We start from the raw sequence: 19,362 nt of genomic DNA, 5'->3' as shown, positions 1-19,362 counted from the left end.
GCCAGCGCCATCCAGCCCCTCCGGCGTTTGAGGAGCGGGGTCCGGGGGCGGAGCCCCGGCGGGGGCCGGGGCCGGGCCCCCACGCGGCGGAGCCGCATATCGTCAGGTGTCGGGAAGGGGCGGGGAGGGGACAGATCCGCCGGACACCACGCAGCCAGGGAACCCTCTATCCGCGCTCGGCGGCCTCCGCCTGGGCGCTCAGCTCCCACACCTCGCCGAGCGCCATCCGCTCCGCCTCGGCGGGGGAACCGCCGGTGTCCTCGAAGTGGTCGACATAGGCGCCGATGAACTCCTGCCAGCGCTGATTGGCCGGATCCTTGTCCAGCGCCGCCATCGCGGCCGCGAAGTCCTCGCAGTCCACGAGGTGGAAGAGATGGCGTCCACTGCGCCAGATCCGCCAGTTGGTGATCCCGGCCCGTCGCAGCGCCTCCAGCAGGTCCTCCGGGACCGTGGCGTGCACCTGCTCATAACCGGACTCCTGGCCCTCCTTGAGAACCGAGTGCAACGCCACCCGCATGGACGCTCCTCCTTCTTCCGCTGCCGCTTCCGTCGACGGGCGGTCACGGTGACCGCCCGTCGACGTCCCATAATGCAGCGCTCAGCCCTTCTGTTCGACGCGCACCCAGTCCACCTCCGCCTGCACTCCCCCGCCGCGATCCGGTCGACACTGGACTGCGGCAGGCCCCAGTACGGGGTGGTGACCTTGTTCCACCCGGCCGGATACGCCCCGCCCAGGGCGAGGTTCAGGATGACGTACAGGTTGTGGCCGAAGACCCACTGGCCTCGGGTGGATTCGAGCTTGTTGCGGGTGGTCTCCTGGACCACCCGGTCGTCGGCGAAGAAGCGCAACACGGTGGGTGTCCACTCCACCGCATAGGTGTGCCACTGGTCGGCGCGACCGCCGCCCGCGCGTTCCAGTCGCTGAACCCGCGGGTCCGGTCCTCCTTGAGGTTGGCGGGCCAGCCGCCGTCGCTTCCCGATACCAGGGGCTCCGCCCCTGGACCCCACTCCTCAAACGCCGAGGAGCCGGACTGCGTTACCAGGGGCGGAGCACTGCCGTGCGGCGGAGCCGCATATCGTCAGGTGTCGGGAAGGGGCGGGGAGGGGACAGACCCGCCGCGGGTGTCGAGGCCCGTTGGACGCCCCCTACGCCGCGCGGCGGGCCCGGCCCCGGTGGTCGCGGATGATCTCCGCGTAGCGGTGGCCGGACCCCTTGATGGTGCGGGTCTGCGTGCCGTAGTCGACGTGGACGAGGCCGAAGCGCTTGTCGTATCCGTAGGCCCACTCGAAGTTGTCGAGCAGCGACCATGCGAAGTAGCCGGCCAGCGGGGCGCCCTTGCGGGCCGCCGAGGCGCAGGCCGCGAGGTGCTGGACGAGGTAGTCCTGGCGCTCGGGGTCGTCGATGGTGCCGTCCGGGCGTACGACGTCGGGGTACGCGCAGCCATTCTCGGTGACGTACAGCTTGCGGGCGCCGTATTCGCCGGTCAGGCGCAGCAGGAGGGTTTCGATACCGGTGGCGTCGATCTCCCAGTCCATGCCCGTGCGGGGTACGTCCGGGCGGCGGACGGCGCGGGCGTGGGGGGCCGGGCCGGTGGGGTCGTCGGTGACAGTGGCCGGGAAGTAGTAGTTCAGGCCCAGCCAGTCCAGGGGTGCGGCGATGGTCTCCAGGTCGCCGGGGCGCTCCGGCAGTTCGACGCCGTATACCTCGCGCATGTCCGCGGGGAAGCCGCGGCCGTGGACCGGGTCCAGCCACCAGCGGTTGGTGTGGCCGTCCATGCGGCGCGCGGCCGCCTGGTCCTCGGGCCTGTCGCCGGCGGCCTCGACGGTGTTGAGGTTGTTGACGATGCCGAGCTCGGCGCCCGGTGCGGCGGCCCGGATCGCCTGGGCGGCGAGGCCGTGGCCGAGCAGCAGATGGTACGAGGCGCGGACGGCCGCGGTCAGATCGGTGAGCCCGGGCGCCATCACACCCTCGAGGTGGCCGATCCAGGCCGAGCAGAGCGGCTCGTTGAGGGTGGTCCAGTGGTGCACGCGGTCGCCGAGGCGGTCGGCCACCACGGAGGCGTACGCGGCGAAGTGTTCCGCGGTGTCGCGCACGGGCCAGCCGCCCCGGTCCTGGAGCACCTGCGGCAGGTCCCAGTGATACAGGGTGACGGACGGGGTGATGCCCGCCTCCAGCAGACCGTCGATCAGCTCGTCGTAGAAGGCCAGGCCCTTGGCGTTGACCGGCCCGTCGCCGCCCGGCATCACCCGGGGCCAGGCGATGGAGAGCCGGTAGGCGTTGGTGCCCAGCCGCTTCATCAGCCCGATGTCCGCGCGCCAGCGGTGGTAGTGGTCGCAGGCCACATCGCCGTGGTCGTCGCCCGCGATCTTACCTGGCGTGTGCGAGAAGGTGTCCCAGATCGAGGGCGACCGTCCGTCCTCGGCAGCGGCTCCCTCGATCTGGTAGGCCGAGGTGGCCGTGCCCCACAGGAAGTCGTGCGGGAAGGCTGTGAGGTCCAGGAGTTCGGACACGTACGTCCTTTCAGAGGTGGGAAGGCCGGTCACTTCACGGCCCCGGCGGTGAGTCCGGCGACGAGATAGCGCTGGAGGAGCAGGAAGCCCGCGACCACGGGGACACTGACGACGAGCGAGGCGGCCATGACCTGGTTCCAGTACACCTCGGTCTGGGTGGCGTACCCCTGGAGGCCGACGGCGAGGGTGCGGGTGGTGTCGTTGGTCATCACGGACGCGAAGAGCACCTCGCCCCAGGCGGTCATGAACGCGTAGACGGCGACGGCGACGATGCCGGGGATCGCGGCCGGGACGACGACCCGGAACAGCGCGCCGAGCGGTCCGCAGCCGTCCACCAGCGCCGCCTCGTCCAGATCGCGCGGCACCGAGTCGAAGTACCCGATGAGCATCCAGATCGAGAACGGCAGCGAGAAGGTGAGATAGGTGAGGATGAGGCCGCCGCGGGAGCCGAAGAGGGCGATGCCGGTGGCGTTGCCGATGTTGACGTAGATGAGGAACAACGGCAGCAGGAAGAGGATCCCGGGGAACATCTGGGTGGACAGCACGGTGACCGTGAACACCCGCTTGCCCCGGAAGCGGTACCGGCTGACCGCGTACGCGGCGAAGACGGCGATCACCACCGAGCAGACGGTCGCGGCGCCCGCCACGATGACCGAGTTCACGAAGTAGTCGGCGAGCGGGACCGTCGACCAGATGTCGATGTAGGGGCGGATGGTCAGCCCGCTCGGCAGCCAGCGGAACGTCCCGGAGACGTCCTGCAGTGGCTTCAGGGAGCTGGAGACCATGACGTACACCGGCAGCAGGACGAAGCCGGTGAGCAGGGTGAGGAAGATCCGGCGGGCCCAGAGGAAGGACCGGGGGGCGGCCATGGGTGAGCGGGGAGGGGCCATCGGTGGGCGGGGCGGCGCCGGAGCGGTGCTAGACATCGGCCGTCTTCCTTCGTCGGGAGGTCAGCAGGAGGTACAGGCCCGTCACCACGAGCAGGAAGAGCAACAGCAGAACGGACATGGCAGAGCCGGTGCCGAAGTTCCAGGTGGCGAATGTCGTCTGGTAGACGTGGATGGAGATGAGGTCCGCTGCCTCCGGCGCTGCCTTGCCGAACAGCACGTACGGGGTGTTGAAGTCGTTGAACGTCCACAGGAACAGCACCAGCACCAGCACCTGGTTGACCGGGCGCAGCGAGGGCAGGGTGATGCGGCGGATCTGCTGCCACATCCCGGCGCCGTCGAGGGCGGCCGCCTCGTAGAGCTCCTTGGGGATATTCTGCAGACCGGCCATGACGACGAGGAACGCGAACGGCCAGCCCTTCCACACCGACACGGTCAGCAGCGCGATGAAGCTGTTGTCGCCGATCAGCCAGAACGAGGGCTTGTCGGTGAGGCCCAGCTGATCGTGGAGGACATGGTTCACCAGCCCGTTGTCGTGCTGGAACATGAAGGCCCAGGTGATGACGGCCGTGTAGACGGGCAGCGCGTACGGGACCAGGAACAGGGTGCGCAGCAGCCCCCGTCCGCGGAAGGTGTCCTGCAGGAAGATGGCGGCGGCGGTGCCCAGCAGCCAGCACAGCCCGACCGACAGCACGGTGAAGCCGCAGGTGACCCAGAACGAGTGGAGCAGCGCCTCCCCGGCCGGGGCGTTGATGTCCACCGAGATCTTGTAGTTGTCCCATCCGGACCAGGGCGCCGCGCCCCAGTCCCGGATGGAGAACCGGGTGAGCGCCTTGAAGCTCATCAGGATGCCGATCACCATCGGCACCAGATGGACCAGGAGCTCGAGTACGAGGGCGGGCAGGAGCAGCAGGTACGGCAGTCCGATGCGGCGGATCCGCCCGGTACGGCGCGGGTTTCGCGCCGCACCGGGGGTGCTTCCCGGCACTGTCCGCCGGTCTGCCTCAGCGGTGGCGGTCGTGGTGGTCATGAGGTGTCCGCACTCACTTCGCCGGCATCTGCTGCTGGGCCTTCTCCAGCTTGGCCTTCACCGACTCGGTGGTCACCGGGCGTCCGCCGGCGGCGTCCGCGAGCAGCTCCTTGACGGCCGTGCCGACGGAGGTCTCGAACTGCGACTCGTCGGCCACCTGCGGCAGCGCCGCGGCGCTCTTGGCGAGGGTCTCCCGCAGGGCGGCCGTCGCCTTGGTGTTGAAGGCGGGGTCGGACTGGGCGGCCTTGACCGGCGGGATGGAGCCGTACGCCTTGTTGAGGATCTTCTGCTCGGCGTCGCTGGTCATGAACTTCACGAACTTCAGGGCGCCGTCGTGGTTGTCGGTGTTCTTGAAGACGGCCAGGTTGATACCGGCGACCATGGAGTTGACGGAGGTGCCGGAGCCGGGGGTGCCGGAGCGGACGGGCGCCGGGGCCACGCCCCATTCGTCGTCCTTCATGCCCAGCGAGGCGAGGGTGGCGGAGGCGGTCTGCCACAGGACCATCGCCGTCTTCCCCTTGGCGAAGTCGCTGAGGGACTGGTTCTGCGCGTACTCGGCGTTGCCCGGCGCGATGATCTTGTCCTTGGCCATCAGGTCGACGTACTGCTTGATGGCGGTGACCGCACCCTCGGAGGTGAAGTCGGGCTTGCCGTCGGCGGTGAAGAAGTCCGCGCCGTGCTGCTTGGCGAAGACGAAGACCTGGTGGATGTTCTCCGAGAGGTTCGCGCCCTCGGCGCCGAGGCCCCACTTTCCGTCCTTGGAGAGCTTCTTGCCGTCGGCGACCAGCTCGTCCCAGGTGGCGGGCGGCTTGGAGATGCCCGCGTCGGCGAACATTTTCTTGTTGTAGTAGAGCGCGTACGCCATCGAGTACAGCGGTACCGCGGCCGGGTCCTCACCCTGCGCACCGGTCGAGCCGAGGGCGGAGTCCACGAAGCGGTCCTTGCCGCCGATGCCGCCGAAGTTCTTGGTGTCCCACGGCAGCAGCGCCCCGGATGCCTGCAGCGAGGCGCTCCAGGTGTTGCCGATGTTCAGGACGTCCGGGCCCTGGCCGGAGGTGGTCGCGGTGAGGATCCGGTTCAGCAGCTCGGACCAGGGAATGACCTCCAGCTTCACTCTGATCCCGGTCTGCTTCTCGAACTTGTCGAGTTCGGGCTTCAGGACCTTCTTGTCCACCGTGATGCTGGCGCCCTGGTTGGAGGCCCAGTACGTGAGCGTCTTCGGCGAGTCGTTGGAGCCGCCGCCGTCCGTCGAGGAACCACCTCCGCACGCCGAGGCGGCAAGGGCGAGTGACAAGGTGACGGCGCCTATGGCCGCGGCTCGGATCCTGCGCATGGCTCCAGGTGTCCCTTCCGGGAGTGGTGAATGCCAAGAAGGGCCCGGGCACGCCAACCGCGTTCAACTCCCGAAGCCGCTCACGGCTTAATTTAGGACGTGAGTTAAACCTCAAGAGAAGGTCGCGTCAAGAGATCCCGCGCAGGCATCTTGCGGCGCGGAGCCGGGAGTTGAGGAGGCCAGGTGGCAGCGCACGACGGGCGTAACGTTCGTGACCTGCGGCGGGAGAACCGCGCCGCCGTGCTGCGTCGGTGGTATCTCGACGGGCCGATGAGCCGCTTCTCGCTGGCCCCCGCGACCGGGCTGAGTTCAGGCTCCATCAGCAATGTGGTCGCCGAACTGCTCACCGTCGGCATCGACCTGGGGGCGCTGGGGCCGGACGCGGTGACGGTGGGCGCCGCGATCCTGCCGCTCGCCGCGTTCTTCGCCCGCGGTGGGCGCCGCCTGCCGCCCACTCCCGCGCCGGAGCCTTCCCCGGCGTGGCGCGCCACGCTGGACACACGGCTGGCGTAGGGGGTACGGGCCGAGGCTGGCGCGGGGGTACGCAGGGGGTACGCGCGCGGCTTGGGCAGGGCTACGGGCGCGTCCCGCGTAGGGCTAGGGGCGCGTCCGGGCGCGAGGGCTGGGTGTGCGTCCGGACGCAGAGCTACGGGCACGGCTGGCCCAGGGCTACGCGCACGTCCCGCGCAGGGCTACGGGCACGTCCCGGCGCGAGGGCTGGGTGTGCGTCCGGACGCAGAGCTACGGGCACGGCTGGCCCAGGGCTACGCGCACGTCCCGCGCAGGGCTACGGGCACGTCCCGGCGCGAGGGCTGGGTGTGCGTCCGGACGCAGAGCTACGGGCACGGCTGGCCCAGGGCTACGCGCACGTCCCGCGCAGGGCTACGGGCACGTCCCGGCGCGAGGGCTGGGTGTGCGTCCGGACGCAGAGCTACGGGCACGGCTGGCCCAGGGCTACGCGCACGTCCCGCGCAGGGCTACGGGCACGTCCCGGCGCGAGGGCTACGTCCGGTCCGGGCGCAGGGACTACACGCACGTCCCGCGCCGAGGACAAACGCACTGCCCGGACGCAGGGGCCACGCGCACGTCCGGCGCAGAGGCTACGCCGACTCCCGTACCACCAGCTCCGGTTCGAAGAGGACCGAGGCCGGCTCGGTGCGCAGGCCGCGGACGTGCTCGTCGAGCAGCCGGGCCATCGCCGCCGCCATGTCCTCCACCGGCTGACGCACCGAGGTCAGCGGCGGCCGACAGGTGGCGGCCACGCCGGAGTCGTCGAAGCCGACCACCGCGACATCGTCGGGCACCCGTCGGCCGCGCTCCCTCAGCACCTGGCAGACCCCCTGGGCCATCAGGTCGTTGGCCGCGAACACCCCCTCCACATCGGGGTGTTCGGCCAGCAGCTCGGCCATCGCCGCCACCCCGCTGTCCAGCGTGAAGCCCCCCTCGGCCACCGGCACATACGGATGGCCGCCGCGGGCCATGGTGTCGCGGAACCCGGCGAGCCGCTCCTGACTCGCCGCCACCGCCCACGGCCCCGACACGGTGGCCACCTTCCGGCATCCCCGGGCCAGCAGACGCTCGGCCGCGAGGCGGCCACCGTCCCAGTGCGCCAGGTCGACATGGCTCAGCGCGAGCGGGCGCACGGGCCGGGCGAAGAGCACGGCGGGCAGTCCGGCCTCGGCCAGCAGCGCGGGCAGCGGATCGTCGGGGTGGGTGGACACCACGAGGGCCCCGTCCGCGTTTCCCTGCCGCAGATACCGCAGCACCTCCTGCCTGGCCTCGGGGGACTCGGCGAACATCAGTACCGGGTGCGTCGAGCGCGGCCGCAGGAATCCCACCACCCCGCCGACCACCCGGCCGAAGAACGGATCGGCGAACACCCGTGCGGCGAAGGCGTTCTGCTCCTCCTCCGAGGTGTCCCCGGTCCCGTCCCCGGCCCCCGAGACGACGAGCGCCACGGTCCCGGTGCGCCGGGTCACCAGCGATCTGGCCGCCCGGTTGGGCGCGTAGCCGGTGCGCTCGATCGCGACGCGGACCTGGTCCTGGATGGCCGGATCCACGTTGCGGACGCCATTGACGACCCGGGACACCGTCGCCCGGGAGACACCGGCCTCCCGGGCGACATCCTCCAAGGTCGGGGCGTGTCGGTTCATGCCCGCACCCTAGTGGCAGCGCGCCCCGAGGGCATAGAGCGCTCTCCCGCCACCGCCGGGGACACCTCACCGCCGGCCATGGATCAGTGGTAGACGCCGAACTCGTAGAGCGAGTAGCCGTATCCGGTGCCCCGGGCCGTGCCGTGGACACGGACGTAGCGGCCGGTGCCGGAGACATCGAAGTCGTCGACACCGCCGTTGCCGTCGGTCACCTCACGGATGGTGCGCCAGCTCTGGCCGTCGTCTGAGGTCTGAAGGGTGTACGCCTTGGCGTAGGCGGCCTCCCAGACCAGCTGGACATGGGTGAGGGGGGTGGAGGTGCCGAGGTCCACCTGGAGCCACTGCGGATCGCTCCAGTCGGCCGCCCAGCGGGTGTCCGCCTTGCCGTCCACGGCGTTGGCGGGGGTGCAGGGGCAGTCGCCGCCACCTGTCTGGTACGAGGAGGCGGCGGCCGGCTTGCCGAGGGCCACATCGGTGCCGTTCACGGCGGGCGGGACGACCCGTATCGAGCGGGTCTCGATGCCCACGTTGCCCTTGCCGTCGGTGGCCTTGACGTAGACCTTCCACACGCCGGGGCGGTCCGGCGCGGTGACCCTCAGCCGGCCGCCGCCGAGGTCGGTGGCGGGCAGCGGGGTGAGTTTCTTGTCCTTGTCGAGGTACATGCTGCTGCCCAGCACCTGGTAGGAGAGCGCGTCACCGTCGGGGTCGGTGGCCTTGACCGTGAGCGTCAGATCGCGGCCCGCCTCCACCTTGGCGGGGTCGCCGTCCACGGTAAGTGAGGAGATGACCGGCGGAGTGTTGTCATGCGAGGTGTCCGCGCCGTACGCCTTCTTCACCGCGTAGTACGACAGCCGCTTCTGGCCCGCTGGCAGCAGGTTGAACCAGACGCCGCCGAAGTCGTCCTCGGTGCCGTAGTGGAACATCGTGGCGCCGAGCGCGACGCCCCGGTGGCCGGTGACGCAGTTCCACGCCTTGGTGTAGCCCGCGGCCTTGGCCTGGTCGGTGGGCTCCTCCGGCACGCCGTTGGCGTCGTCGGGGACCTCCCATTCCCCCGCGGGGCCGGTCTCGGTGACGATGTACGGCTTGGTATAACCGCCCTGTTCCCAGGTGGCCTTGATGTCGCAGACGGCGTTGTAGGAGTTGACGGCGTACAGGTCCAGGTCGGGGGCGTTCCTCTGGTAGTACGGCCAGGCGCCGGTCCATGCGTCGGTGGAGGTGACCGGGTGGTCGGGGTCGACACCATGGATCTTCTTGGCGATGTCGTTGACGAACGTGGTGTAGGCGTCGCGCTGCCGCTCCAGCTCTTCGCCGCTGTAGCAGTTCTGCAGGCCGAGCACCGACTCGTTGCCGACGTTCCACATCAGCACGCCCGGGTGGTCCTTGTACGTGGCGACCCACATGGGGAACTCGGCGAGCATCTGGTCCTTGTAGGCGGTGTCCGTCCGGTAGTTCACACAGCCGCCGCTGCCCGGGCCGCCACCGGGCTGCAGCCAGAAACCTGCGATCACCTTGATGCCGTTGGCGGCCGCGGAGTCCAAGAGGGGTTTGCTGGTGGCGTCGGTGCCCCAGGTGCGGAGGGTGTTGACGCCCATCGACCGCAGATCTGGCAGATAGCGGTCGGCGTCCGCGATGGCGGGGCCCCAGGTCAGGCCCTTGATCTGATACGGCTGGCCGTCCACGGTCAGCCGCCAGTCGCCCTGGGAGCCGGTGACCTTGACGACGCTTCCGACGGCGTGGGCCGGCCGGCCGGGCAGCGCGAGGGCGCCGACGGCCAGCAGACCGGCGGTGAGGGGCGCCGCGATACGGCGTGGGGCGGTACGGGTCCGGGTCATGGTGGTGTCTTTCGGTGTGTCGGGGGAAGTGGGGTACGGCGGCCCGGCCGCGGTGGCGTCCGCACCCGCGGCCGGGCCGTGGTTCACGGCAGCTCGTAGTTCTCGTCCAGGGCCGCTCCGGCCTCGGGGTGGGTCTGGTCGTAGCCGCGGGCGTCGCACTGCAGCGCCCCGACGACGCAGTGATCGACGAGCGCCTTGAGCGTGGGCGCGTCCCAGGCGTTGAAGAAGTCGTAGTGGAACGACCAGCTCGGGCCGCTGGCCAGCCGCGCGTGCGAGAGGTCACCGTTGACCGGGAAGGCCATCTTGAACTCGACCATCGGCAGCGCCACCGGGTGGTCGGCCGGACACACGTTGTTGTTCGTGCCGGGGTTCACCACGGGGTAGGCCATATGGCTACGGTGGTCGGGCGTGTCCAGGTACTTGCCGTCCCAGCAACTGGGCGCCTGGAAACGGATGTTGAGCTGGACCTCCGGCCGGCTCGGGCAGTCCTCGGGGAACTCGATGTTGAAGAAGCTGTCGCCGCACTCCCAGCCCTCCACGAAGCCGGGGTGGTGGCGGAACTCCTCGGCGGTCTGCATCGGGTCGCCCACCACGAAACGCAGCCCCTTGGGGAACGGCCGCACACTGGTGTAGTCGGTCACGCCCGCCTTGTAGTAGATGGTCTGCGGGCCGATGGGCAGCACCGGCCGGTCGGCGTTGAACAGTGTGGGCATCCAGTAACCCGACTTGTCCCCCGGCGCCTTGCAGGTGGTGCGGCCGGCGTCGAGGGAGGCCGTGGTGCTGGCCGCGTCGGTCGTGGTGTTGCCCATGAAGGTGTGGTCATGGGACGCGCCCGGCTGCTGCGGGTACACGATGGGGTCGTCCGGCTTGGTGTGGCTCACCGAGCAGTTGGCCTGGAACTCGTGGAAGTAGCGGTGTGGCGGCTCCTTCGTGGACGGTGTGACGCCGGTGACCGGCGGGTTCGCGGGAATGTAGCCGTCGCCGTCCGGGTCCTCGGGCGAGGAGGACGACGGCGCCGCCATGACGTGTCCCGCGTGGGCGGCCGTGACACCGCCGCCCGCGGGCTCGGCCGGGGGCGCTTCGGCGCTCATCGCGATACCACCGAGGCCGAGCGAGGTCAGCAGTAACGCGCCTGCGATCAGGGTTGCTGAAACGATCTTCGATCTCCGTGCCATGGAGACTCCTGCCACGTGGAGAGAGGGTGAAGGTGGCCAGGCGGCCGTACACGGCGGGGACTCGCGGCGCCGTGGGTGCGGGCCGGGCCGCCCGTATGACGGGCCGTCACAGGCCCGTGACAACACTGGGAGAGCGCTCTCCAAGACGGGAGTGTCCGGGCGGGGACACAAAGGTGTCAAGGCGTCGAGCAGAAAGGATCAGACGCCGGCTCCGCTTACCTCTTGAACACAACATCCATGGACACGGACGACCGTGAATCCGCCCCAAGTGCGCCCAACTACCGAATTTTCCAGGCCAGTTGATGTTCAAAAGCCAACAACACCCACAGACTGCGGTCACAACTCTTGACGAGTCGTTCACATGGATGAAGCATGCGACGGCAAGAGAGCGCTCCCTCACCTCCATCCCGTTCATTTACTGAACCAGGAGAGACGCCCCCATGACGCCTTCCCCCACGCCTTCCCCCACACCGTTCTCCACGCCCTCTTCCTCCGGTCGCTCCCCGGTCGGCCGCCGGGCGGTGCTCGGCGCCGCGGCCGCCGTCGCATCGGCCCCCGCCCTCGCCGGCCTGGCCACCCCCGCGTCCGCCACCCCCGCGTCCGCCGCCCCCACAGGCCGGAGCAAGAGCCCACGGGCGCTGCCGGGCGGCGGCGACCTCGGCCCGAACGTCATCGTCTTCGACCCGTCCACGCCCGGCATCCAGGCCAAGCTGGACGAGGTGTTCAAGAAGCAGGAGTCGGCGCAGTTCGGCACCGGGCGCTACGCCCTGCTGTTCAAACCCGGCTCCTACAGCGGGCTCAATGCCCAGATCGGCTTCTACACCTCCATCGCCGGGCTGGGTCTGTCCCCCGACGACACGACCATCAACGGCGATATCACGGTGGACGCCGGGTGGTTCAACGGCAATGCCACCCAGAACTTCTGGCGTTCGGCGGAGAACCTCGCGGTCGTCCCCGTCAACGGCACCAACCGCTGGGCGGTGGCGCAGGCGGCGCCCTTCCGGCGGATGCACGTCCGCGGCGGGCTCAACCTCTCCCCCGACGGCTACGGCTGGGCGAGCGGCGGTTACATCGCGGACAGCCGCATCGACGGCCAGGTCGGACCGTACTCCCAGCAGCAGTGGTACACCCGCGACAGCGCGATCGGCAGTTGGCTCAACGGCGTGTGGAACATGGTGTTCTCCGGTGTGGAGGGCGCGCCCGGGCAGAGCTTCCCGAACCCGCCCTACACCACGCTCGACACCACCCCCGTCTCCCGGGAGAAGCCGTTCCTGTACCTTGACGGCGGCGAGTACCGGGTCTTCCTGCCCGAGAAGCGGACCAACGCCCGCGGGGTCACCTGGGGCAACGGCACCCCCAGAGGCACCTCGCTACCGCTGTCGCAGTTCTACGTGGCCAAACCGGGCGTCTCCGCGGCCACCCTCAACGAGGCGCTCGCCCAAGGGCTCCAGCTGCTGCTCACCCCGGGGATCTACCACCTCGACCGGCCGATCCAGGTGAACCGGGCGAACACCGTCGTCCTGGGGCTCGGCTACGCCACCCTCATCCCCGACAACGGCGCCACCGCGGTGAAGGTCGCCGATGTGGACGGGGTGCGGCTGGCCGGTTTCCTCATCGACGCCGGGCCGGTCAACTCCGCCACCCTGCTGGAGGTCGGCCCGGCGGGAGCCTCGGCCGACCACTCCGCCAACCCCACCACCGTCCAGGACGTGTTCATCCGCATCGGCGGCGCAGGCCCCGGCAAGGCCACCACCAGCATGGTGATCAACAGCCGTCACACCATCGTCGACCACACCTGGGTCTGGCGCGCCGACCACGGTGACGGGGTCGGCTGGGAGACCAACCGCGCCGACTACGGAGTCCGGGTCAACGGCGACGACGTCCTTGCCACGGGGCTGTTCGTGGAGCACTTCAACAAGTACGACGTGCAGTGGTACGGGCAGCGGGGCCGCACCATCTTCTTCCAGAACGAGAAGGCGTACGACGCCCCGAACCAGGCTGCCATCCAGAACGGCTCCATCAAGGGCTACGCGGCCTACAAGGTGGCCGACTCGGTGACCACGCACGAAGGATGGGGGCTCGGCAGCTACTGCTACTACAACGTCGACCCGAGCATCGTGCAGCACCACGGCTTCGCCGCCCCGAACGCGTCGGGGGTGAAGTTCCACAATCTGCTGGTCGTCTCGCTCGGCGGCCAGGGCCAGTACGAACGCGTCATCAACGACACCGGATCTCCCACGTCGGGCACCTCCACCGTGCCGTCGACCGTGGTGTCATATCCCTGATCTACGATGCGTCGCGGGCCGGTGTCTTTGGTGAACCGCCCTCGACGTACCGACCGCCCAGGAAGGACCACCACGCCATGGCGACCACCCCCGTGCGCGACCGTTCCACGATCATGGTCCTGAACGGGCCGAATCTGAACCTCCTGGGCCGCCGGCAACCCGAGATCTACGGCACGGACACCCTGGCCGACATCGAGAAACTGGTCGCCGTGACAGCCGCCCCGCACGGTCTGACGACCGACTGCCGGCAGAGCAACCACGAGGGGCAGCTGATCGACTGGGTCCATGAGGCGCGTGAGCACCACGGGGCGGTCATCATCAACCCCGCGGGCTACTCCCACACCTCCGTCGCGCTGCGCGACGCCCTGGCGACCTGCGACGGTCTGCCGATCGTGGAGGTGCACATCTCCAACATCCACCAGCGGGAGGCGTTCCGGCACCACTCCTATGTCTCCGCGCTGGCCAACGGGGTGATCGCCGGATGCGGTGTGCAGGGCTACGCGTTCGCCGTCGAGCGCGTAGCCGCCCTGCTGGCCTCGGCCAAGGCGCAGGCGCAGGTGTAGGCGTAGGCGTCCGGCGCTACGGGCCCGTCCTGCACTTCGGGCCGTCCTGCACTCCGGGTCCGTCCGGCGCTTCAGGACCGCCCGGCGCTTCAGGACCGCCCGGCGCGCCAGGCTCGTCCGCGCGTCAGGCCCTGATCACCTGGACACCGGCCTCGGTGTACGGAGCGACCAGCTCCGCACCGGCGCCGGTGTCCGTGATCAGCACATCGATCTCCTCCAGCGCGCAGATCCGGGCGAACGCCCGGCGGCCCAGCTTGGAGCTGTCCGCCACGACCACCACCCGGGCCGCCCGGCCGGCCATGAGGTGGTTGATGCTGGCCTCCCCCTCATGGTGGGCGGTCGCGCCCTGGACCGTGTCCAGCGCGTCCACGCCGAGGATCGCCAGATCCAGCGACACCTGGCCCAGCACCCCGGTGGCCAGCGGCCCCATCAGCTCGAAGGACTGCGGACGGGCGACCCCGCCGGTGAGCACGATCTTGACCTGGGGACGCACCGCCAGCTCACTGGCAATGTTCAGAGCGTTGGTGACGACCGTGACGGCCGGTCCGCCGCCCGGGGCGGACAGATCGCCGCGCAGGGAGATGGCGCGGGCGACCTCGGTGGTGGTCGTCCCGCCGTTGAGCCCCACGATCGAGCCCGGTTCGGCCAGACGGGCCGCGGCCGCGGCGATCCGCTGCTTCTCCGAAGCGCGCCTGGCGGTCTTGTAGCGCAGCGGAAGGTCGTACGAGAGGTTCTGCGCGACCGCGCCGCCCCGGGTACGGGTCAGCATCTGCTGCTGAGCGAGCTCATCCAGGTCGCGCCGGATGGTCGCGGCGGACACCGCCAGTTCGGCGGCCGCCTCCTCCACATCGATCCTGCCGTCCCTGGTCAGCAGATCCAGCAGGGCGTTCCAGCGCTCGGGCCGTTTCACGTCGATCACCCTACCCCGTGCACATCGGCTCTGGACTTTCGTGCGTGATCCTGCGCATTATCTGCTCGTACGAAACAACTCCGCGCATGAAAATGCTCGGGTCACCGTGCGACGAGGGGAGTCCCATGCGCCACACCGGGGCCGAGATCGCGAGCCAGCCCGACTGCTGGCGGCGCGCCATCGCCCTGGCCCGGGATCCGGAGGGGCCCGTACCGGCGGCGCTGCCCCGGCCTGGTGAGCGGGTCGCCGTCGTCGGCTGCGGCACCTCGTGGTTCATCGCCCAGTCGTACGCGGCGCTGCGCGAGGCGGCCGGCCAGGGCGAGACGGACGCGTTCGCCGCGTCGGAGATGCCGGCCGGGCGCGCCTACGACCGGGTGGTGGCCCTGTCCCGGTCCGGCACCACGACCGAGGTACTGGAGCTGCTCGGCGCGGTGCGCGGCCGGGTGCCCACCACCGTCATCACGGCGGTCCCCGACTCCCCGGTCGTGGGCGCCGCGGACGCCGCGGTCGTGCTCGACTTCGCCGATGAGCGGTCGGTGGTGCAGACCCGCTGGGCCACCAGCGAACTCGCCCTGCTCCGGGCCCACTTGGGCGCGCCCTTGGAGCACCTGGAGGCGGACGGCGAGGCGGCGCTCGCCGAGCCGCTGCCCGGGGCTCTGGTGGACGCCGGGCAGTTCACCTTCCTCGGACGGGGCTGGACCTACGGGGTCGCCCAGGAGGCCGCGCTCAAGATGCGCGAGGCGGCGGGGGCGTGGACCGAGGCGTATCCGGCCAAGGAGTACCGGCATGGCCCGATCAGCGTGACCGGCCCACGGAGCGTGGTGTGGTGGCTGGGCGAGGGGGCCTCGGATGTGGCGGATCAGGAGATCACCCGCACCGGCGGCCGGGTCGCCGGCTACGGCCGTGACCCGCTGGCCGAACTGGTCGTGGTGCAGCGGCTCGCGGTCGCGATCGCGGCGACGCGCGGGCTCGACCCCGACGAGCCGCGCCATCTCACCCGCTCGGTGATCCTCGGCTGAGCGGGACCGACGAAGCACGCGAACCGAACGAACACGGAAACGGCCGGAACACGGAAACGGGCGGAAGGAGCCGGTAGATGCCACTGGTGGCCACCGGAGAGATCGTCGGGACGGCCGCACGCGCCGGGCTCGGCGCGGGTGCGTTCAATGTCATCCAGATCGAGCACGCCCAGGCGATCGTGGCCGGGGCCGAGGCGGCGGGCGCGCCGGTGATCCTGCAGATCAGCGAGAACGCGGTGCGGTATCACGGCGCCCTGGCCGCCATCGGCCGGGCGACCGTGGAGGTGGCCCGCGCGGCCCGGGTGCCGGTGGCGGTGCATCTGGACCACGCCACCGGGCCGGAGCTGGTGCGGGAGGCGGTGGACCTCGGCTTCGGCTCGGTGATGTTCGATGCCTCGGCCCTGGAGTACGACGGCAATGTGGCGGCCACCGCCGAGGTGGCTGCCGACTGCCATGCCCACGGGGTGTGGGTGGAGGCCGAGTTGGGCGAGGTGGGCGGCAAGGACGGCGTCCACGCACCGGGCGCCAGGACCGATCCGGCCGAGGCCGCCGCCTATGTGGCGGCCACGGGGGTGGACGCGCTCGCGGTCGCCGTGGGCACCTCGCACGCCATGGTCGTCAAGGCCGCGGTGGTGGATCTGCCGCTGGTCGCGGCGCTGCGCGCGGCCGTGCCCGTACCGCTGGTGCTGCACGGCTCCTCCGGGGTGCCCGAGGCGGATCTGACCCGGGCCGTGGAGGCGGGGCTGACGAAGGTGAACATCGCCACCCATCTGAACGTGGCCTTCACCCGGGCGATCCGCGACCATCTCGCCGGCCACCCCGAGGTGGTCGACCCGCGCCGGTATGTGGCGGCCGCGCGTGACGCGGTGGCGCGCGAGGTGACCCGGCTGCTGAAGCTGGTGCGGGCCACGCACTGAGAGGCCCTGCCGGAAGGCGCTCCGAACGCGGCCGATTCGCGCGGCATCACGCATCGGCTTCCCCGGCCGGGCGTACGACGGGCGTATTGACATGAGCTTATCAACTCGCCAGGATGCCCGACGAGGTTAGGAAAGGTTCCTAACAAAGGGGTGTCCTATGCGCAAGCGTTTCGCTTTCGTACTCGCCGCGGCCGGACTGCTGGCCGGCTCCGTCACCGCCGGCGCCCATGCCACCACCCGGGGCCCCGCACCGGCCCCCGCGTCCACCAAGGAGGGCACGGTCACCGCGGCGCAGCTGCTCGCCAAGGTGCAGGGCTGTTCACAGATATCCAGCGGCAAGTACCGCACCGACGACGAGACATCGGCCAACATCCCGGTCTGCGGTGCCAATGGGGCGGTCTTCTGGAAGGCCGACCTGGACATCGACTGCGATGGCCAGGTGACCTCCCGGTGCAACGAGGACACCGACCCGTGGTTCCAGGACGACACCGCCTTCCACCAGTCGGACGGCGAGCCCCTCATCGCCGACAAGCTGCCGTATGTCGTGGTGCCGAGCCCGAGCTCCACCTGGGACTACACCAAGTCCGGCATCAAGGGCGGCGGTGTGGTCGCGGTCATCTACAACAACAAGGTGCAGTACGCGGTGGTGGGCGACACCGGGCCGACGAACATCATCGGTGAGGCGTCCTACGCCACGGCCAACGCGCTCGGCATCGACCCCGACCCGGAGACCGGCGGCGCCGAATCGGGGGTGACGTACATCGTCTTCAAGAACTCCTCCGTCTCCCCGATCGAGAACCACGACAAGGCCGTGTCGGTCGGCGACGGTCTGGCGAAGCAGTTCATCCAGAACAACTGACCCCGCCACCCGGCGGCGAACGGACTGTGGTGCACGGCCCTTGACGGCCGTGCACCACTGTTGTGCGTGCGCGGAGCGACGGCATCGCGGGGCGCGGCCGGAGGGGCGACGGCCGATGACTTTTCCTCAGCCGGGCGGTCTTCACCGATGAACACCACGACAGGAGGTGGACGTTGGCCCGTCCCGAGTCCGAGAAGCCGCCCACGCCGTCCCCGCCCCCGCCGTCCCCGGCCGTGCTGGTCCTGGACCGGCCGGTCACCCGCGCCGAGGTGGAGCGGCTGTGCGAACGGCTGTCCGCGCTGGCGCGCCGGGCCGGGCCGGGGCCGGTCGCCGTGGACGTGGGCGGGGTGGGCCGGCCAGACCTGGCCGTGCTCGAGGCCCTGGCCCGGCTGCGGCTGACCGCAGGCCGGCTGGGGCGCGGGATCCAGCTCCGCAACGCCTGCGGCGAACTGCGGCGGCTGCTCGCCTGGACGGGGCTGGACGAGGCCCTGACCGCCCCTGCGGCGCCGGGTCACCCCCCGGGGTCAGGCCACGCCCTGGGGCTCGAGCTGGGTGGGGAGGCCGAACAGCGGGAAGAGGCGCTCGGTGTCCAGGAAGGAGTTGAGCCCGGTGATCCGGCCCCCTGATATCTCGAGGACCTGAAGCGCCCAGGCCTCATGGCCGCCGCCGGTGCCGCTCGGACGGTACTGGCCGAAGGCGGGCATGCCGTTGGCCACGGTCGGGACCAGACGTGAGCCGCGGCAGCCGATGCCATGGCCCAGCAGCCACTGGCGGATGTCCTCGTGGCCGCGCAGCCACAGCTCGTACGGCGGCATGGAGAGCGTGGCGTCCTCGTGCAGCAGGGCGGTGAGGGAGTCCAGGTCATAGCGCTCGAAGGCGTCCACATAGCGGGCCAGCAGGGCGCGCTGCTCCGCGTCCAGCGGCTTGACCGGGTCGGAGTCGCTGATCTCGCTCGCGGCGAGGGTGGCCCGGGCGCGCTGCAACGCGCTGTTGACGGACGCGACGGTGGTGCCCAGCAGCTCGGCGACCTCGCTCGCCTTCCACGCCAGCACCTCGCGCAGGATCAGCACCGCCCGCTGACGGGGCGCCAGGTGCTGCAGCGCGGCGATGAACGCGAGCCGCACCGCGTCCCGCTGGGCCGCCACCTCGGCGGGGTCTCCCCCGTCCGGCAGCACCTGGCCGTCCGGGACCGGCCCGATCCAGGTGGCTTCCGGCTGCTCGGCGAGCGCGGCCGGGAAGGGGGTGGCCGCGGAGGTCAGATCCATGGGCCGGGCCCGGCGCTTGCTCCCGTTGAGCATGTCCAGGCAGACATTGGTGGCGATGCGGTAGAGCCAGGACCGCAGCGCGGAGCGGCCCTCGAAGCGGTCCAGACCCCGCCAGGCGCGCACCATGGTCTCCTGGACGGCGTCCTCGGCCTCGAAGGCCGAGCCCAGCATCCGATAGCAGTAACCGGTCAGCTGCGTGCGGTACGGCTCCAACTGGAGCTCGACACCGGTCGCGCCGTCCACCGCCGCTACATCACTCATCGCCGCACCTCATCGCTCTTCGGACTCCCATGGGGCAAACGTAGCGGGCACCACTGACAACGGCGCCGACCTGCGGAGACGACAGACGCATCGGGCACCGGACGGGTGTCTCAGGACACCGGGCGGGCACTGACCGCGGCGGCGTGCACCTGATGGCCGCCGCTGGCGATCATCCGCACCTCGTCGCGGTCGCTGATCTCCGCCCGCACGATGCCGGTGTCGTCCGCGTAGACGGGGTGTCCGCCCGGACCGCTGCTGTCCGTACGGTGCACCACCACGACGTCCTCGGTGTCCGGGGCGGTCGCGTTCACGAAGATCAGCTCATACCTCTCTCGGCTCCGCATCACACCCTCCTCCACACC

17 protein-coding genes and 2 pseudogenes are annotated in these 19,362 nt (G+C 70.5%); 7 read left to right on the top strand and 12 right to left on the bottom strand.

Features of this window, described 5'->3' with window-relative positions; translation table 11 throughout:
- Positions 1-166 precede the first annotated feature (166 nt).
- The 6 genes and pseudogenes from AS97_RS40690 to AS97_RS40665 form a co-directional block, all read right to left on the bottom strand.
- The gene (locus tag AS97_RS40690) at positions 167-517 is read right to left on the bottom strand and encodes an L-rhamnose mutarotase (RefSeq protein ID WP_125762195.1); all 351 of its coding nucleotides are present in this window, start codon (positions 515-517) and stop codon (positions 167-169) included.
- Positions 518-598: 81 nt separating this feature from the next.
- Positions 599-906: pseudogene (locus AS97_RS40685) on the bottom strand (family 16 glycosylhydrolase); the annotation flags it as partial.
- Between the two features lie 240 nt (positions 907-1,146).
- Complete coding sequence (locus tag AS97_RS40680) at positions 1,147-2,511, bottom strand: GH1 family beta-glucosidase (protein WP_210566646.1); 1,365 nt, start codon at positions 2,509-2,511, stop codon at positions 1,147-1,149.
- 29 nt (positions 2,512-2,540) lie between these two features.
- Entirely contained in the window at positions 2,541-3,401 is an 861-nt protein-coding gene (locus tag AS97_RS40675) for a carbohydrate ABC transporter permease (protein WP_079059413.1), read from the bottom strand.
- Between the two features lie 28 nt (positions 3,402-3,429).
- Positions 3,430-4,428: a sugar ABC transporter permease gene (locus AS97_RS40670; protein WP_125761288.1), complete on the bottom strand. Its 999-nt coding sequence runs from the start codon at positions 4,426-4,428 to the stop codon at positions 3,430-3,432.
- 13 nt (positions 4,429-4,441) lie between these two features.
- The gene (locus tag AS97_RS40665; RefSeq protein WP_210566645.1) at positions 4,442-5,761 is read right to left on the bottom strand and encodes a sugar ABC transporter substrate-binding protein; all 1,320 of its coding nucleotides are present in this window, start codon (positions 5,759-5,761) and stop codon (positions 4,442-4,444) included.
- A gap of 183 nt (positions 5,762-5,944) precedes the next feature.
- Here AS97_RS40665 and AS97_RS40660 point away from each other — a divergent pair.
- Positions 5,945-6,118 (top strand): annotated as a pseudogene (locus AS97_RS40660) (sugar kinase); the annotation flags it as partial.
- 743 nt (positions 6,119-6,861) lie between these two features.
- On the opposite strand, the gene AS97_RS40655 reads toward AS97_RS40660, so the two are convergent.
- The 3 genes from AS97_RS40655 to AS97_RS40645 all read right to left on the bottom strand — a co-directional run bounded on the left by AS97_RS40655 (position 6,862) and on the right by AS97_RS40645 (position 10,921).
- Positions 6,862-7,914: a LacI family DNA-binding transcriptional regulator gene (locus AS97_RS40655; RefSeq protein WP_210566644.1), complete on the bottom strand. Its 1,053-nt coding sequence runs from the start codon at positions 7,912-7,914 to the stop codon at positions 6,862-6,864.
- A gap of 83 nt (positions 7,915-7,997) precedes the next feature.
- Positions 7,998-9,746, bottom strand: coding sequence for a discoidin domain-containing protein (locus tag AS97_RS40650; RefSeq protein WP_210566643.1), 1,749 nt, complete (start codon positions 9,744-9,746; stop codon positions 7,998-8,000).
- Between the two features lie 83 nt (positions 9,747-9,829).
- Positions 9,830-10,921 (bottom strand): DUF1996 domain-containing protein, encoded by a 1,092-nt coding sequence (locus AS97_RS40645; RefSeq protein ID WP_059144592.1) that lies wholly within the window; start codon positions 10,919-10,921, stop codon positions 9,830-9,832.
- 440 nt (positions 10,922-11,361) lie between these two features.
- Here AS97_RS40645 and AS97_RS40640 point away from each other — a divergent pair, with 440 nt between their 5' ends.
- Both AS97_RS40640 and aroQ read left to right on the top strand, forming a co-directional pair.
- On the top strand, positions 11,362-13,206 hold the full coding sequence (locus AS97_RS40640; RefSeq protein WP_210566642.1) for a coagulation factor 5/8 type domain-containing protein: 1,845 nt from the start codon (positions 11,362-11,364) through the stop codon (positions 13,204-13,206).
- 77 nt (positions 13,207-13,283) lie between these two features.
- Positions 13,284-13,769 (top strand): type II 3-dehydroquinate dehydratase, encoded by a 486-nt coding sequence (gene aroQ, locus AS97_RS40635; RefSeq protein ID WP_210566641.1) that lies wholly within the window; start codon positions 13,284-13,286, stop codon positions 13,767-13,769.
- A gap of 124 nt (positions 13,770-13,893) precedes the next feature.
- Here aroQ and AS97_RS40630 read toward each other — a convergent pair whose 3' ends face one another.
- On the bottom strand, positions 13,894-14,679 hold the full coding sequence (locus AS97_RS40630; RefSeq protein WP_059144674.1) for a DeoR/GlpR family DNA-binding transcription regulator: 786 nt from the start codon (positions 14,677-14,679) through the stop codon (positions 13,894-13,896).
- A gap of 125 nt (positions 14,680-14,804) precedes the next feature.
- Between AS97_RS40630 and AS97_RS40625 the strand changes: the two genes are divergently transcribed.
- From AS97_RS40625 to AS97_RS40610, 4 genes are all read left to right on the top strand, one after another.
- Positions 14,805-15,698, top strand: a complete 894-nt coding sequence (locus AS97_RS40625) for an SIS domain-containing protein (protein ID WP_210566640.1) — start codon at positions 14,805-14,807, stop codon at positions 15,696-15,698.
- Positions 15,699-15,775: 77 nt separating this feature from the next.
- Positions 15,776-16,615, top strand: coding sequence for a class II fructose-bisphosphate aldolase (locus AS97_RS40620; protein ID WP_059144588.1), 840 nt, complete (start codon positions 15,776-15,778; stop codon positions 16,613-16,615).
- Positions 16,616-16,772: 157 nt separating this feature from the next.
- Positions 16,773-17,474 (top strand): glycoside hydrolase family 75 protein, encoded by a 702-nt coding sequence (locus tag AS97_RS40615; protein WP_059144587.1) that lies wholly within the window; start codon positions 16,773-16,775, stop codon positions 17,472-17,474.
- 173 nt (positions 17,475-17,647) lie between these two features.
- Positions 17,648-18,100 carry an STAS domain-containing protein gene (locus AS97_RS40610; protein ID WP_210566639.1) on the top strand — a complete coding sequence of 151 codons (453 nt, stop codon included), beginning with the start codon at positions 17,648-17,650 and terminating at the stop codon, positions 18,098-18,100.
- Here AS97_RS40610 and AS97_RS40605 read toward each other — a convergent pair.
- Together AS97_RS40605 and AS97_RS40600 are read right to left on the bottom strand one after the other, a co-directional pair.
- A complete protein-coding gene (locus tag AS97_RS40605) occupies positions 17,999-19,000 on the bottom strand; it encodes a sigma-70 family RNA polymerase sigma factor (protein WP_086706756.1) in 1,002 nt (333 codons plus the stop codon). The two genes, AS97_RS40610 and AS97_RS40605, sit on opposite strands and share 102 nt — an antisense overlap.
- A gap of 110 nt (positions 19,001-19,110) precedes the next feature.
- Positions 19,111-19,344, bottom strand: coding sequence for a DUF6296 family protein (locus tag AS97_RS40600; RefSeq protein ID WP_059144584.1), 234 nt, complete (start codon positions 19,342-19,344; stop codon positions 19,111-19,113).
- Between the last annotated feature and the right edge of the window lie 18 nt (positions 19,345-19,362).

It is taken from the genome of Streptomyces sp. AgN23 (assembly GCF_001598115.1).
In the GTDB taxonomy this organism is placed as follows: domain Bacteria; phylum Actinomycetota; class Actinomycetes; order Streptomycetales; family Streptomycetaceae; genus Streptomyces; species Streptomyces antimycoticus.
This window is presented reverse-complemented; position numbering and strand designations above follow the sequence as displayed.

Bases quoted from the DNA above. Each gene is read 5' to 3' on its own strand.
- AS97_RS40690 (WP_125762195.1), bottom strand. From the start codon at position 517: ATGCGGGTGGCGTTGCACTCGGTTCTCAAGGAGGGCCAGGAGTCCGGT.
- AS97_RS40675 (WP_079059413.1), bottom strand. From the start codon at position 3,401: ATGGCCCCTCCCCGCTCACCCATGGCCGCCCCCCGGTCCTTCCTCTGG.
- AS97_RS40670 (WP_125761288.1), bottom strand. From the start codon at position 4,428: ATGACCACCACGACCGCCACCGCTGAGGCAGACCGGCGGACAGTGCCG.
- AS97_RS40665 (WP_210566645.1), bottom strand. From the start codon at position 5,761: ATGCGCAGGATCCGAGCCGCGGCCATAGGCGCCGTCACCTTGTCACTC.
- AS97_RS40655 (WP_210566644.1), bottom strand. From the start codon at position 7,914: ATGAACCGACACGCCCCGACCTTGGAGGATGTCGCCCGGGAGGCCGGT.
- AS97_RS40650 (WP_210566643.1), bottom strand. From the start codon at position 9,746: ATGACCCGGACCCGTACCGCCCCACGCCGTATCGCGGCGCCCCTCACC.
- AS97_RS40645 (WP_059144592.1), bottom strand. From the start codon at position 10,921: ATGGCACGGAGATCGAAGATCGTTTCAGCAACCCTGATCGCAGGCGCG.
- AS97_RS40640 (WP_210566642.1), top strand. From the start codon at position 11,362: ATGACGCCTTCCCCCACGCCTTCCCCCACACCGTTCTCCACGCCCTCT.
- aroQ (WP_210566641.1), top strand. From the start codon at position 13,284: ATGGCGACCACCCCCGTGCGCGACCGTTCCACGATCATGGTCCTGAAC.
- AS97_RS40625 (WP_210566640.1), top strand. From the start codon at position 14,805: ATGCGCCACACCGGGGCCGAGATCGCGAGCCAGCCCGACTGCTGGCGG.
- AS97_RS40620 (WP_059144588.1), top strand. From the start codon at position 15,776: ATGCCACTGGTGGCCACCGGAGAGATCGTCGGGACGGCCGCACGCGCC.
- AS97_RS40615 (WP_059144587.1), top strand. From the start codon at position 16,773: ATGCGCAAGCGTTTCGCTTTCGTACTCGCCGCGGCCGGACTGCTGGCC.
- AS97_RS40605 (WP_086706756.1), bottom strand. From the start codon at position 19,000: ATGAGTGATGTAGCGGCGGTGGACGGCGCGACCGGTGTCGAGCTCCAG.
- AS97_RS40600 (WP_059144584.1), bottom strand. From the start codon at position 19,344: ATGCGGAGCCGAGAGAGGTATGAGCTGATCTTCGTGAACGCGACCGCC.